This window comes from Nitrobacter sp., assembly GCF_051535235.1.
Taxonomy (GTDB): Bacteria; Pseudomonadota; Alphaproteobacteria; order Rhizobiales; family Xanthobacteraceae; genus Nitrobacter.
In genome coordinates this window covers 422,491-436,350 of sequence record NZ_JBPPLZ010000002.1, presented here as the reverse complement: position 1 = coordinate 436,350, position 13,860 = coordinate 422,491, and the positions used below count along the sequence as shown (strand labels likewise).

Sequence of the window (13,860 nt, the reverse complement as noted above, 5' to 3'; positions counted from 1 at the left end):
CAACCGCGTTATCGCGAAGGCGTGTCGATCGGCTCGCAGTTGGATCGGCCCGACATCACGCAGTCCTGGATTTGACTCGCAGACTTGAGTTCGCGCGCGAGCCAGAGCCCGACCGCCAACAGCACGACGACAATGACCAATCCCACTACCGCGCCGCGGCGGCTTCCCCCGCCGGGCTCGGGATCGTGTTGCTGTGCAGGGTCATCCATCAGGCAACTCCTTCACGGATCGGGCGCCGCGGCGTGGCGGATGCGCTGGCATTTTCGCGCCAATGACCTTTCGCCGTCAGAACGTCAGTAACTTCACCTGCTTGACCTGCGGCAGCGCCTTCACCTTCGCGAGCACGTTCTCCGGCACGTTGCCGTCGACCTCGACCAGCGCGATGGCGTCACCGCCCTGGCTGTGACGACCGAGATTGAACGTTGCGATGTTAACGCCTGCGTCGCCGAGCAGCGAGGCGAACTTGCCGATGAAGCCGGGCTTGTCCTCGTTGGTGACGTAGATCATCGACTTGCCAAACTCGGCATCGACGCGGATGCCCTTGACATCGACAAGGCGTGGCTTGCCGTCGGCATAGACCGTGCCGGATACCGAACGTTCCTGCTGTTCGGTGGCGACCGTCACCGTGATGACACTTTCGTAGTCGCTCTGCGCGGCGCGCACCACCTCGTCCACTACCATGCCGCGCTCCTTGGCGACGACGGGAGCGGACACCACGTTGATATCGCCCAGCATCGGCCGCAGCAGGCCCGACAGCGCCGCCGAAGTCAGCGCCTTGATCTTCATTTCGGCGACCTGCCCCTCATAGGTGATGGTCACCTTGGAAATTCCGCTCTCCGTGAGCTGGCCCGCGAACGAGCCGAGCTTTTCCGCAAGCTCGACGAATGGCTTCAGCTTCGGGGCCTCTTCCGCCGTGATCGAGGGGAAGTTGATGGCATTGGCGATCGCACCGGTGAGCAGATAGTCCGACATCTGCTCGGCGACCTGCAGCGCGACGTTCTCCTGCGCTTCCGTGGTGGAGGCGCCGAGATGCGGCGTGCAGATCACGTTGGGATGACCGAACAGCACATTCTTGGTGGCCGGTTCCTCGACGAACACGTCGAACGCCGCACCTGCGACCTGCTTGGCATTGAGCGCATCGACCAGCGCCTGCTCGTCCACCAGACCGCCGCGCGCGCAGTTGATGATACGCACGCCTTTCTTCATCCTGGCGATGGCGGCAGCGTCGATGATGTTACGGGTCTTGTCGGTGAGTGGCGTGTGCAGCGTGATGAAGTCGGCGCGCTTGAACAGATCGTCGAGTTCGACCTTCTCCACGCCGAGGTCCTTGGCACGCTCCAGCGACAGAAACGGATCGAACGCGATCACTTTCATCTTCAGGCCGAGCGCGCGATCGGCGACGATCGAGCCGATATTGCCGCAGCCGATGATGCCGAGAACCTTGCCGGTGATCTCGACGCCCATGAAACGGTTCTTTTCCCACTTGCCGGCCTGGGTCGAGGCATCGGCGGCGGGAATCTCGCGCGCCAGCGCCAGCATCAGGGTGATCGCATGTTCGGCGGTCGTGATCGAATTGCCGAACGGCGTGTTCATCACGATGACGCCCCTGGCCGTCGCCGCCGGAATCTCGACGTTGTCGACGCCGATGCCGGCACGGCCGATCACCTTCAGTTTTTTTGCGTTGGCGAGAATCTTCGCGGTCGCCTTGGTGGCCGAACGGATGGCGAGGCCATCATAGTTGCCGATGATCTCGGCGAGCTTCTCTTTGTCCTTGCCGAGCGCGGGCTGGAAATCGACCTCGATGCCGCGATCCTTGAAGATCTGCACGGCAGCCGGAGACAATGCGTCGGAAATGAGAACCTTGGGTTTGGTCATGGGTGTTGTCCTTCACCCTCCCCTGAAGGGGGAGGGTCGGCGCGCGGCGCCGGGGTGGGGTGAAGCGATCAATGTGAATTTCGTGTGAGGCGATTGGGGGAAGATGACCCCACCCCGCCGCACCTGCGGTGCGCCATCCTCCCCGTCTAGGGGAGGGTGAAAAACCTACGCCGCCTTTGCGAGCGAGGCCTTGGTCTCGGCAAAGGCCCAGTCGATCCACCGCGTCAGCAATGCAACGTCGTTCGCCTCAACCGTGGCGCCGCACCAGATGCGCAGGCCCGGCGGCGCATCGCGGTAGTAGGCGAAATCGTAGCCTGCGCCCTCTTTCTCGACAGCGGCGACGAGTTTCTTGACGAAGTCGGATTGCGCATCCGCCGGCAACGACGTGATCGCGGGATCTGTGAATTTGAGACATACCGAGGTGTTGGAGCGGATCGCCGGATCCTTCGCCAGAAAATCGATCCATGGCGTTTTCGCTATCCAGTCGGCGATCACTTTGGCATTGGCGTCCGCGCGCGCGATCATGCCATTGAGACCACCGACCGACTTCGCCCAATTCAGCGCGTCGAGATAATCTTCAACGCACAGCATCGATGGCGTGTTGATCGTCTCGCCCTCGAAGATCCCCTGGATGAGCTTGCCGCCCTTGGTGATGCGGAAGATTTTCGGCATCGGCCATGGCGGTGTGTAGCTTTCAAGCCGCGCCACAGCGCGCGGGCTGAGGATCAGCATGCCGTGCGCGCCCTCGCCGCCCAGCGCCTTCTGCCAGGAGAAGGTCACGACATCGAGCTTGGCCCAATCGAGCGGCTGGGCGAATGCAGCCGAAGTCGCGTCGCAGATCGTGAGACCTTCGCGCGAAGCGCTGATCCAGTCGGCGTTCGGCACGCGCACGCCAGAGGTGGTGCCGTTCCAGGTGAAAACGATATCGGAGGCTTGATCGACCCTGGAGAGATCAGGCAGTTCGCCATAGCCCGCCTTCAGCGTCGTGACGTCCTTGAGCTTCAACTGCTTGACGACATCGGTGACCCAGCCTTCGCCGAAGGATTCCCATGCGATCATGGTGACGGGTCGCGCGCCGAGCAGCGACCACAGCGCCATCTCCACCGCGCCGGTATCCGACGCCGGCACGATGCCGACCTTGTAGTCGGATGGAATTTCCAGAACCTCGCGAGTCAGGTCGATCGCGAGCTTGAGCCTGGTCTTGCCGATCTTCGCGCGATGCGAACGGCCGAGGGCTGCGTCCTTGAGATTTTGGGGGGTCCAGCCGGGACGCTTGGCGCAGGGGCCGGAAGAGAAATGCGGCACAGTCGGCCGCGAAGCGGGCTTCGCAACGGTCATGATCTATCCTTCCAGATAGCAAGCCTCCCGTTGGGGGGAGGTGTCCCGCCGCTGGGGATATGGGAATCACTCGCTTTCGTCAAGGATATTCCGGCCGACGGTCGCGCCAGACGGCTCCCTGGCCGTCATGGGAAGGAACGCCACGAGCGTGTGCGAGGCGAGCGGAGTGGCGTCCCCCCGGCGCGTCCGGCTTCATCATGACCCCACGACCTACAGCGTCCGACCTACAGCGTCGATCGCGTACCCGATCATCAATGCGCTAGTTACCGACGCGGCCGGGATATCCCGGCGCGTTGGGATCATCGCCGGGCAGACCGCTCGGCGACGCACCGGCACCGATGTGCCCGGGCGCGGAGGTGTTAGGAACGCCAGACTGATTTCCAGTTCCTGTGCCGGTCGTGCCCGGCGATCCGTTCAAACCGGTGCCCGTGGCGGTCGTCGAGGAACCGCCGGGCGCCGACTGGATACCAGTCGAACCCGAGTTCTGATTATTCACCGAGCCCGCGCTCGGCATGCCTGCGGATCCGCCTCCGGTCGCACCCGGGCCACCAATACCCGCGCCATAAGCGCTCAATGCAAGCAAACTGATGACGGTTGCAGCGACAACTGCGGAGAAAGTCAGTCGGGATTGCATGCGTTGCTCCATCTCTAGGGATGGAATCAACGAGCGGCATTCACCACCGTTCCGGTTCCGTCACCCGGAAAACAGCCCAACGATCCGAGAATGAAGGGAACATGCCGGATGGAAACGTACTGCCGATGCGCTCGCCCATCGAAAGAGCCGCGCAGGCCTCGCTTCGAAGGCGAGATCGAAGCGCTTTCATACGCCGTTCGCGATCAGAACTTGTAGCCAACGCCGGCGCGCACCGTGTTGATGCTGGTGTCGACCACACCCGTGAACCGTGCGTACTCCCACTCCGCTCGCAGGAACAACCCGGCCACCAGCGCCACGTCGACGCCGACACCGGCGCTATAGCCGACGAGCAGATGATTGTGTTGCGTGGTGTCGGCGGAGAGCGTTGCAGTCGCAGCACCTGGTGCAACCGCATCGGCCTGCGTCGGCCCCCACGAGTCCGTGATGGTCACCGCGCGGACGATGTCGGCATTGCCCAGCGCGACACCGCCGAACATATAAGGCAGGAAGCTGCCCACGATGTAACCCGCTCTGGCCCGCAACGTCCCCATGTCGGTGATTTCCTGCGACGCCGTCGACGTCACATCGACGGCGTGGAAATTATTGTCGCTAAGAGCAGCGCCGGAGACGCGGCTAACCGTGGCAGACTGGCTGCCGAAAAACCTGCCATGCATGTAGCTGGCTTCGACACCGATGACGACATCATCCCATTGGCTGTTGTAACCCACGAAGCCGCCGAAGGCTTCATTTTGTTGCGACGATTTACCGATACCGATCGGCCACTGTGACACCTGCATGCCGTTCTGGATCACGGTGTTCTCGAGCAGCCGCGCGGTCTGCCCGGAATTGGCGCGACTGAAATCCATGTCGGCAGATCCGTACCCCGCCTGCCCGCCGATGTAATAGCCCTGCCATACCGTGCGAACGGTGCTGAGCCCCTCCGGCAGCGATCCGCGCAGAACCGGAAGGTCGGGCATGTCGGCTGCGTATGCGCCCTGCGCCGTCCCGAAGATGACTGCCGCCACTAGAAATCGACGCATTGCAAACTCCATCGCCGCCGCTTGGTTGACGCAATCATCGCCTGTTAACCTTAATCAATCGTTGTCGCGCGACGCCGTGGACGCATATTTGACGCGTTGTCGATCGCACATCCGCAAACAAAACGGCGCGGACAACGTCCGCGCCGTTAAGAAGTATTAAGGGAGAGTAGTCTCAGCCCTTGGTGATCAACGGCGGCGGCGCATAGACCGGCGGGCTATCGAGATCCCAACGCACGCCTAGCTTCACGTCATGCGAGGTGATGTCATGGAACTGCATCGGAACGCCCCGCGTGAACCCCTGGTAATCAGACACGGGGCCCGTCGTTCCTGAACCGAGATTGACGTAGCTGTAGGCCAGTTCAAGCGTGAGGCCGGGGTTGACATGGTAAGCCAGACCGGCGTGCGCTGCCCACGCGAAATTCCACTTCGAGGCGGACGGCGCGCTCGCATAGCTCGGGAACGTGCCAGGGCCGACTCCGTTATTGTCGACCGAACCGGTATCGGTATAATTCGCGATGGTCACGCGTGCCATGCCGGCGCCGGCGCCGATGAACGGCGTGACGCACCACCAGGTGCCGAGATCGACATAGCCGTTGGCCATCACCAGCCATTCCGACTTGGTGGCGTTATAGTTGTTGATGCCGTTTCCGATGACGCCGCCGCCAGCCGGAAAGGTCACCAGATCAGTGCCCTTGAAATTCGAATTGCCACGATACTGGCCGGTGATGTCGCCACGGAACCAGTTGTTGAACTGATAGCCGACGCCGACGCCGTAGATGCCGGCGGCATCGAAAGCGGTGGTCTCGTTCAGCGACAGCAGTTGAGCGTTGCGACCATCCGCCATCGCGATGTTCTTCACATGCTGATTGCTGAATCCGATATCGCCCCGCAGATACCAGCCGCCGAAATCCGCGGCCGGCGGCGGGGAATACGGCGGGGGCGCGAGAGGCATGTCGGCGGCGAAGGCGGCCGATGACAACAGTGATGCCGCTCCCGCGGCAAGGAGAAATCTAACTCTACGCATCAGCTTCGTCCCTTTGTCCGGTGAGGCGGCGAAGGCCCCACTCCCGAAATCGGACGGACGATGACACCAAATGCTTAAGCGCCGCTTAACCCTAATTTTTAAGGTTGATATTCGGTGAGCATTTTCACGCTGGATTAAAAATCGGCGGCGCAAATGCCGCGGTGCTGCCACACCTGCTAACAGTTCGTTGACAAAAGCCCCGCGGCGGCGATCAGCCGTGATGGGTTCTCGGCATCTTCGGCAGGAACATCGCAAGCAGGCCGATCGCGGGCAGGAACGCGCAGGTTCGATAGACGAACTCGATCCCCTTCGCGTCCGCGACCTCGCCGAGGATCGCTGCGCCGATTCCCGCGGCGCCGAACGCGAAACCGAAGAACATTCCCGAGATCATGCCGAGCCGATGCGGCATCAATTCCTGCGCGAACACGATGATCGCCGGCATCGCCGATGAGATGATGAGGCCGATGATCACGGTCAACGCCACGGTGCCGGGAAGATTTGCAAACGGCAGCAGCAGCGTGAACGGCAGCACTCCGAGGATAGACAACCAGATCACATAGCGTCGTCCGAAGCGATCGCCGAGCGGGCCGCCGAAATACACGCCGACAGCCACCGCGGCGAGAAACACGAACAGCAGCAGTTGCGAGGTCTGCGTCGAGACGTGAAATCTCTCGATGAGATAAAAGGTGTAGTAACTCGTGAGACTCGACATGTAGATGAATTTCGAGAACACCAGCACGATCAGGATCGCCAGCGCGACCGCGGTTCGTGCGGGCGTCGGCGCCTCCGGCGAGCGAGCTTGCATGGCGCTGCGGCGCGGCGCAATCCGCGGCTTGTACCAGCGACCGATCTGAAACAGCAGAACGATCGCGACGAAGGCGATCGATGAGAACCACGCGATGCTCGGCTGCCCGAACGGCACGATGATCAGCGCCGCCAGCACCGGTCCCATCGCGGAGCCGAAATTCCCGCCGACCTGAAAAACCGACTGCGCAAATCCGTAGCGGCCGCCCGACGCCATTCGCGCGATGCGCGCGGACTCCGGATGGAACACCGCCGATCCCAGACCGATGAGCCCTGCGGAAATCAGGATCATCCCGTAGACATGCGCCACGCTCAGCAACAGCAATCCGACGAAAGTTGAGCCCATGCCGATGGCGAGCGAAAAAGGCTGCGCTTTCCTGTCGGTGACATATCCGACCACGGGCTGCAGCAGCGACGCGGTCACCTGGAATGCCAGCGTGATCATGCCGATCTGTGCGAAGTCGAGCGCGTAGTTCTCCTTCAGGATCGGGTAGACCGAGGGAATCAGCGACTGCATCGTGTCGTTGAGAAAATGCGAGAAGCTGATGCCGCCGAGGACGAGATAGGCAGGGCCAATGGCCGCTTTTTCGGGAGCCGCGGGAACCACGACTGGCGCGACCAGTGTTTCCTCGGAGGCGATGACAGGTTTGTCCACGACAGATTCCGGATTGTTTACGAGCGCCGCCTGTTACGACGCGAGACGCCCCGTCGACCAGCGACAATAAATTATAGCAGGGCTGCACCGGCAAGTGTTCGCGGCGGAACCGCGATCAGACTTTCGGCGGATTCACGCCGCGGCTGGGCCGCCCAGTGCCGAAACGATGGTGTCAACGACCTCTTCGACCAGCACACGGTCGTCGCCCTCGCCCATTACGCGGATGACCGGTTCGGTTCCGGAGGAACGAACCAGCAGGCGGCCGTGGCCATTGAGGCGCTTCTCGCCCGCGGTGATCGCCGACTTGACCTCGGCCCGATCCAGCGGCTTGCCGCTGCGATAACGGAAGTTCTTCAGGATCTGCGGCAGCGGCTCGAACCTGTGACAGACTTCCGAGACAGGACGGCCGAATTTCTGCACCACGGCGAGCACCTGAAGCGCGGACACGAAGCCGTCTCCCGTGGTCGCATAATCCGACAGGATGATGTGGCCGGACTGCTCGCCGCCCAGATTGTAGCCGTGCTTCAGCATCTGCTCGAGCACATAGCGATCGCCCACCGGCGTCCGCACCAGCGACAGCTCGTGCCCTTCAAGGAAACGCTCAAGACCCAAATTCGACATCACGGTGGCGACGATGCCGGGCTTGGTAAGCCGACCGTCTTCCTTCCAGCTTTGCGCGATCACGGCGAGAAGCTGATCGCCGTCGACCACATGGCCGCGCTCGTCGACAATGATGACGCGGTCGGCGTCACCGTCGAGCGCGATACCGATGTCGCCGCGCATCTCGCGGACCTTGCGGCACAGCGCTTCCGGCGCGGTGGAGCCGCATTCCTTGTTGATGTTGAAGCCGTCGGGCTCGACACCGATCGGAATGACGTCCGCGCCCAGTTCCCACAACGCCTCCGGCACCACCTTGTAGGCGGCGCCATTGGCGCAATCGATCACCACCCGTAACCCGTCGAGGCTGAGTTCGCGCGGCAGCGTGCGCTTGGCGAATTCGATGTAACGATCGTGCACGCCGTCGATGCGGCGAGCCCGGCCAAGGCTTGCGCTCTCGGCCAGTTTCCTGTCGAGGTTTTCGTCGAGCAACTGTTCGATCTTCTTTTCGACTTCGTCGGACAGCTTGAAGCCCCGAGGCCCGAACATCTTGATCCCGTTGTCCTCGAACAGGTTGTGGGAGGCGGAGATCATGACGCCGAGGTCGGCGCGCATCGACTTGGTCAGCATCGCCACCGCGGGAGTCGGCATCGGGCCGAGCAGCAGTACGTCCATACCGACCGAGGTGAAGCCGGCAACCAGCGCATACTCGATCATGTAGCCGGAAAGTCGGGTGTCTTTTCCGATCACGACGCGGTGACGGTACTCGCCGCGCTGGAACACCAGCCCGGCCGCCTGCCCGACCTTCATCGCCAGTTCCGGTGTGATCAGGCCATTGGCGCGGCCGCGAATGCCGTCGGTTCCAAAATACTTGCGGCTCATCCTACCCCCCACGACGCTCTCAAATCGCACGCCGCCTTGAAGCTGGTCCGCCGAATCGTTGAACGACAAGCATAGCGCAAAGCCGCTTATAACGCCCAGATAGCTAAAACGACTTCAAGAAATATAATGAATCGTTACCGGAATATGGCGACAAAAATGACGGCTTCCCCGGGAAAAGACGCATAAATCCCCGTTTCCAACGACCTCAGCCGTCCTCCCCGCGATTCTCGCGACGGCCCGCCGGCCTGTCCTTTATCGGCTTTGCGGGCGCCGGTTGGGTTACGCTTACCGGGTCGGAGCCGGGAAACGACTCTCTCAGGCCACGGTCGAGTTCCTCATCCAGCTCCTTCTTCGTCTTCGCCCTTTTCTTCTGGTCGTCCTTCTCAGCGTGAGCGCTCATCATGGCTTTCTCCTGGGGAACAGATTTAACTATCGTCGCCGGGTTCCGTTCCTTGCTGCCAGGTTCCGGGTCCGGGGTCCAGCAGCGAATATAGGAACAGCCAGACATGCGGATGGATCGGATCACCTGTATCGAAGATCTGCGCGAGGTTCACCGCCGCCGCGTTCCCAAGGCATTCTTCGACTATGTCGATTGCGGCTCATATTCCGAACAGACGTATCGCGCCAATAGCGACGACCTTCATGCGATCAAGTTTCGTCAGCGGATCCTGATCGATATCTCCAGGCGCGATCTCGCGACCAACATCCTCGGCGAAAAGGCAAGCCTGCCGCTGATCCTGGCGCCGGTGGGCTCGACCGGAATGCAATACGGCGACGGCGAGATCCATGCCTGCCGCGCCGCGCAAGCCGCCGGCATTCCGTATACGCTGAGCACGATGTCGATCAACTCGATCGAGGACGTGGCGGAGAGCGTCGGCAAGCCGTTCTGGTTTCAGCTCTATGTCATGAGGGATCGCGGCTTCGTCAGGGAACTGGTCGAGCGCGCCATGGCGGCGAAATGCAGCGCGCTGGTGCTGACGGTGGATTTGCAGGTGCTGGGGCAGCGTCATCAGGACATCAAGAACGGCCTGTCGGTGCCACCACAACTGTTCAGCCTTTCCAACATGCTCGACTTCATGCGCAAGCCATCGTGGCTGATCGGCACGCTGCGCGCGAAGCGCCGGAATTTCGGCAACATCGCCGGCCACGTCAAAAACGTCGACGATCTCGGATCGGTGGCGGCCTGGGTCGCCGGACAGTTCGACCCAGCGCTGAACTGGAAGGATGTCGGCTGGATCCGCGGCATCTGGCCCGGCAAGCTCATCCTCAAGGGCATCCTCGATGTCGAGGACGCGCAGGAAGCGGCGAAGACCGGCGCACAAGCGCTGGTGGTCTCCAATCATGGCGGCCGTCAGCTCGACGGCGCGCAATCCTCGATCGAAATGCTGCCGAGGATCGTCGATGCGGTCGGATCGACGGTAGAAGTCATGTTTGACGGCGGCATCCGCTCGGGCCAGGACGTGATGCGTGCGCTCGCGCTCGGCGCAAGATCCTGCATGATCGGACGCGCCTACGTCTACGGTCTCGGCGCGTTCGGCGGCGCGGGCGTGACCAAGGCGCTCGACATCATCGCCAATGAACTCAGCGTGACCATGGGCCTGTGCGGCGTCAATACGATCGCCGACATCGACCGCCGCGTGCTGGCGGTCTGAACGCCTGAAAAGCTGACGCGGCCTTTCTTTCCAGCACCGCAACGCCGCGCATGAAACCGTGCGCTGGAAAGGCGCTCAGCCCCAGCCCATAGCGAGCGCGATGCGATAGGTGACGAAGGCGGCGAGATAGGCCAGCGCCAGCATGTAGAAGAACGTGATCAGCATCCAGCGCCAGCCGCCGGTCTCGCGCTTGATGACGGCCAGCGTCGAGGCGCATTGCGGCGCGAAGACATACCAGGCCAGAAACGCCAGCGCGGTCGCGAGACTCCATTGCGAGGCGAGCATGTGGCCGACCTGGTCCGCCGCCTCCTTGCCACCCTCGATCGCATAGACGGTGCCGAGCGAGGCCACCGCCACCTCGCGCGCGGCCATGCCGGGAATCAGCGCGACGCTGATCTGCCAGTTGAAACCGATCGGCGCGAGCAACGGTTCGATCCAGCGGCCGATCATGGCCGCAAGGCTGAAATCGATCGCGGGTTCGGTCGCGCCCGCCGGCGGACGCGGAAACGACGCCAGAAACCAGATCAGAACCATCATGGAAAAGATCGTGGTGCCGGCGCGTTTCAGAAACGCCATTGCGCGCTGGTAGAGATTCATCAGCACGCTACGCAATTGCGGCAGCTTGTAATCCGGCAGTTCCAGCATGAAGGGCGGAGTCGCGCTGTCACGCCAGAAAAAGCGGTTGGCCACGAACGACACCGCGAGCGCGCTGAAGATACCCATCGCATAGAGCCCGAACATCACGAGCCCCTGCAATCCAAGAACGCCCAACACCGGCCTGTTCGGTATGAAGGCGGCGATAATCAGCGTGTACACCGGGATGCGTGCCGAACAGGTCATCAGCGGCGCAACCATGATGGTGGTCAGCCGGTCACGCTTGTTATCGATCACCCGCGTCGCCATGATGCCGGGGATCGCGCAGGCAAAACTCGACAACAACGGAATGAAGGCGCGACCGTGCAGTCCGGCGCCGCCCATGATGCGATCCATCAGGAACGCCGCGCGCGCCATGTAGCCGAGATCCTCGAGCAGCAGGATGAAAAGAAACAAAATGAGGATTTGCGGCAGGAACACGATGACGCTGCCGACACCGGAGATCACGCCGTTCTGGACAAAGCTCTGCAGCAATCCCTCCGGCAGCACGGTCGCCGAAAACGCGCCGAGCGCATCGAACCCCTGAGTGATGAGGTCCATCGCCGGCTCCGCCCAGGCGAACACCGCCTGAAACATCACGAACAGCAACAACAGCAGCGCGGCCATGCCCCACACCGGATGCAGCAGCACCGAGTCCACGCGCGTGGTCCACGTATCGGGCTTGGCGGGCTCGCTCACGGAGGCGCGTATCACGCGATCGGCTTCGCGCTGCGCCGCGCGCAGGTCGGACACGGCCGGCGTCGTCCAGTCGCTCGCGGCGATGGCACCGGCCGGCTTGCCGACGATGTCGTCGATATGTCGCAGCAGATCGTCAATGCCGCCGCGCCGCACGGCGGTCGACGTCACCACCGGCACGCCAAGTTCGGCGGAGAGCTTGTCGAGATGAACGTCGACCCCGCGCCGCCGCGCGATGTCGATCATGTTCAGCACCAGCAGCATCGGACGGTGCACACGCTTCAATTCGATCACAAGGCGCAACGCCACGCGAAGATTGGTGGCGTCGGCGACGCAGAGCAGGAAGTCAGGCGGGCTTTCGCTTGCAAGCTTGCCGAGTATAACGTCGCGAGTGATGTCCTCATCGGGGCTGCGGCCCCGCAATGAATAGGTTCCCGGCAGGTCGATCAGGTTGACCCGGTGGCCGGATGCGGTTTTCAAAAACCCGGACTTCCGCTCCACCGTGACGCCGGCGTAGTTGGCCACCTTCTGGCGGCTGCCCGTGAGCGCGTTGAACAAGGCCGTCTTGCCGCTGTTCGGCGTTCCAACCAGGGCGATGCGCCAGTCATTCACGTCGATAACGCTCATGCTGTGGTTTTCGCCGTCGGTTCGAGAGCGCCGACCATGATCGCCATGGCTTCGCGCCGGCGCAGCGCGATCGTCGTGCCGTTGACGCGGATCGCGATCGGATCCCGGCCGATCGGTCCCTCATGCAGGATCTGCACCGACGCGCCTTCGACGATTCCGAGTTCGAGAAGGCGCCGCTCGATCTCCAACGCCGACACTCCAAGGTGATCGCCGTCGACCATGATTGCATTGACGCGGCCGCTAAAGCCGCGTTGTGCAAGGCCCAGCGGAGTGGTCTCCGCGGCGTCAGGGATGCTGGTTTCAAAATCGGACATAATGGTCGCTTCAGGATGACACTCTACCAACTGGATCATGCTTTCATGGGGGTCAAGACAAAGAGCGTTGATTAGTCGCCAGATTAGAACGGTTAAAAAATTGGGGCGCCAAACTCAAGTCGACGAATGAGCGCAGAGATCGGCCTCGACCAGGGCGCGCAATTCCGACGTCACAGCGGGACGTCGTCCGAACCACAGTTCAAATCCGCGCACCGCCTGATGCAGCAGCATTCCGAGACCATCGGCGGTCCTGAGGCCGCGCACCTTCGCCGCCGCGAGCAAGGGCGTTTCCAGCGGAACATAGACCAGATCGGCGACCACCGCGTCCGATGGCAGCAGCGGCAGTTCGACGTTCAGCGCAGGCTGCCCCGCCATGCCGAGCGAGGTGGTGTTCACGAGCAGCCCGGCGCGCGGCAGCACATCATCGAGTCCGCTCCAGGCCAGCGGCACGACCGATCCGCCAAACTGATCCGCAAGCGCCTGCGCCCGTTCCATCGTGCGGTTGGCGAGATGGATGCGTTTGATGCCGCGTTCGATCAGGCCGAACACCACGGCACGCGACGATCCGCCGGCGCCGAGCACTACCGCATCATCGGTGCGATCCCAGCCCGGCGCGGCGACATCCAGATTGCCGATGAAACCCTCGACGTCGGTATTGGTGGAGCGTAACGTCTCGCCTTCATAATAGAGCGTGTTGGCGGCGCCGACCGCCCTTGCGCGCGCATCGGGTGCGGTCAGTTGCAGTGCCCGCTCCTTGTGCGGGATCGTGACGTTGGCGCCGACAAAGCCATGCTTGGACAGATTCATGATGAATTCGGCGAAACCCTCGGGCGGAATCGCCTCGATACTGTAGCCGCCATCGATCCCATAAAGGCGCAGCCAGTAATGATGGATCAGCGGCGAGCGCGAATGCGCCGCAGGCCATCCGATCAGGCAGGCGGCAGGGACTTTACTCTCGGCTGACATGGCTGGTCCCATCGCGGGGCGCGCGCGCCCGACGATCGGGCGGCGCGATCGGATGAGATCATGCAAGGCGTGCCCGCTGTCAATGCCGCGGGCCGCAATTGCCCGTATCAGCAGACACCGCAA

Annotated in this window: 12 protein-coding genes; 1 reads left to right on the top strand and 11 read right to left on the bottom strand. The window is 62.4% G+C overall.

The window, feature by feature from the left end:
* Window positions 1-8: 8 nt before the first annotated feature.
* The 8 genes from ACS3WA_RS04505 to ACS3WA_RS04470 form a co-directional block, all read right to left on the bottom strand.
* A complete protein-coding gene (locus tag ACS3WA_RS04505; RefSeq protein ID WP_438277357.1) occupies window positions 9-209 on the bottom strand; it encodes a hypothetical protein in 201 nt (66 codons plus the stop codon).
* Between the two features lie 76 nt (window positions 210-285).
* Complete coding sequence (serA, locus tag ACS3WA_RS04500) at window positions 286-1,875, bottom strand: phosphoglycerate dehydrogenase (protein WP_438277356.1); 1,590 nt, start codon at window positions 1,873-1,875, stop codon at window positions 286-288.
* 165 nt (window positions 1,876-2,040) lie between these two features.
* Complete coding sequence (locus ACS3WA_RS04495) at window positions 2,041-3,213, bottom strand: phosphoserine transaminase (RefSeq protein WP_438277355.1); 1,173 nt, start codon at window positions 3,211-3,213, stop codon at window positions 2,041-2,043.
* Window positions 3,214-4,050: 837 nt separating this feature from the next.
* A complete protein-coding gene (locus ACS3WA_RS04490; RefSeq protein WP_438277354.1) occupies window positions 4,051-4,887 on the bottom strand; it encodes an outer membrane protein in 837 nt (278 codons plus the stop codon).
* Window positions 4,888-5,059: 172 nt separating this feature from the next.
* Window positions 5,060-5,911 carry an outer membrane protein gene (locus tag ACS3WA_RS04485; RefSeq protein WP_438277353.1) on the bottom strand — a complete coding sequence of 284 codons (852 nt, stop codon included), beginning with the start codon at window positions 5,909-5,911 and terminating at the stop codon, window positions 5,060-5,062.
* Between the two features lie 211 nt (window positions 5,912-6,122).
* The gene (locus tag ACS3WA_RS04480) at window positions 6,123-7,370 is read right to left on the bottom strand and encodes an MFS transporter (RefSeq protein ID WP_438277352.1); all 1,248 of its coding nucleotides are present in this window, start codon (window positions 7,368-7,370) and stop codon (window positions 6,123-6,125) included.
* A gap of 132 nt (window positions 7,371-7,502) precedes the next feature.
* Window positions 7,503-8,849 carry a phosphoglucosamine mutase gene (gene glmM / locus ACS3WA_RS04475; RefSeq protein WP_438277351.1) on the bottom strand — a complete coding sequence of 449 codons (1,347 nt, stop codon included), beginning with the start codon at window positions 8,847-8,849 and terminating at the stop codon, window positions 7,503-7,505.
* Window positions 8,850-9,054: 205 nt separating this feature from the next.
* The gene (locus tag ACS3WA_RS04470; RefSeq protein ID WP_438277350.1) at window positions 9,055-9,252 is read right to left on the bottom strand and encodes a hypothetical protein; all 198 of its coding nucleotides are present in this window, start codon (window positions 9,250-9,252) and stop codon (window positions 9,055-9,057) included.
* 109 nt (window positions 9,253-9,361) lie between these two features.
* Here ACS3WA_RS04470 and ACS3WA_RS04465 point away from each other — a divergent pair, with 109 nt between their 5' ends.
* Window positions 9,362-10,501 carry an alpha-hydroxy acid oxidase gene (locus ACS3WA_RS04465; protein ID WP_438277401.1) on the top strand — a complete coding sequence of 380 codons (1,140 nt, stop codon included), beginning with the start codon at window positions 9,362-9,364 and terminating at the stop codon, window positions 10,499-10,501.
* A gap of 75 nt (window positions 10,502-10,576) precedes the next feature.
* Here the strand turns inward: ACS3WA_RS04465 and feoB are convergent, their stop codons facing one another.
* The 3 genes from feoB to ACS3WA_RS04450 form a co-directional block, all read right to left on the bottom strand.
* The gene (gene feoB / locus ACS3WA_RS04460) at window positions 10,577-12,457 is read right to left on the bottom strand and encodes a ferrous iron transporter B (protein ID WP_438277349.1); all 1,881 of its coding nucleotides are present in this window, start codon (window positions 12,455-12,457) and stop codon (window positions 10,577-10,579) included.
* Window positions 12,454-12,771, bottom strand: a complete 318-nt coding sequence (locus ACS3WA_RS04455) for a FeoA family protein (RefSeq protein WP_438277348.1) — start codon at window positions 12,769-12,771, stop codon at window positions 12,454-12,456. Before ACS3WA_RS04455 ends, feoB begins: the two co-directional genes overlap by 4 nt.
* Before the next feature lie 114 nt (window positions 12,772-12,885).
* On the bottom strand, window positions 12,886-13,737 hold the full coding sequence (locus tag ACS3WA_RS04450; protein WP_438277347.1) for a shikimate dehydrogenase: 852 nt from the start codon (window positions 13,735-13,737) through the stop codon (window positions 12,886-12,888).
* Window positions 13,738-13,860 lie beyond the last annotated feature (123 nt).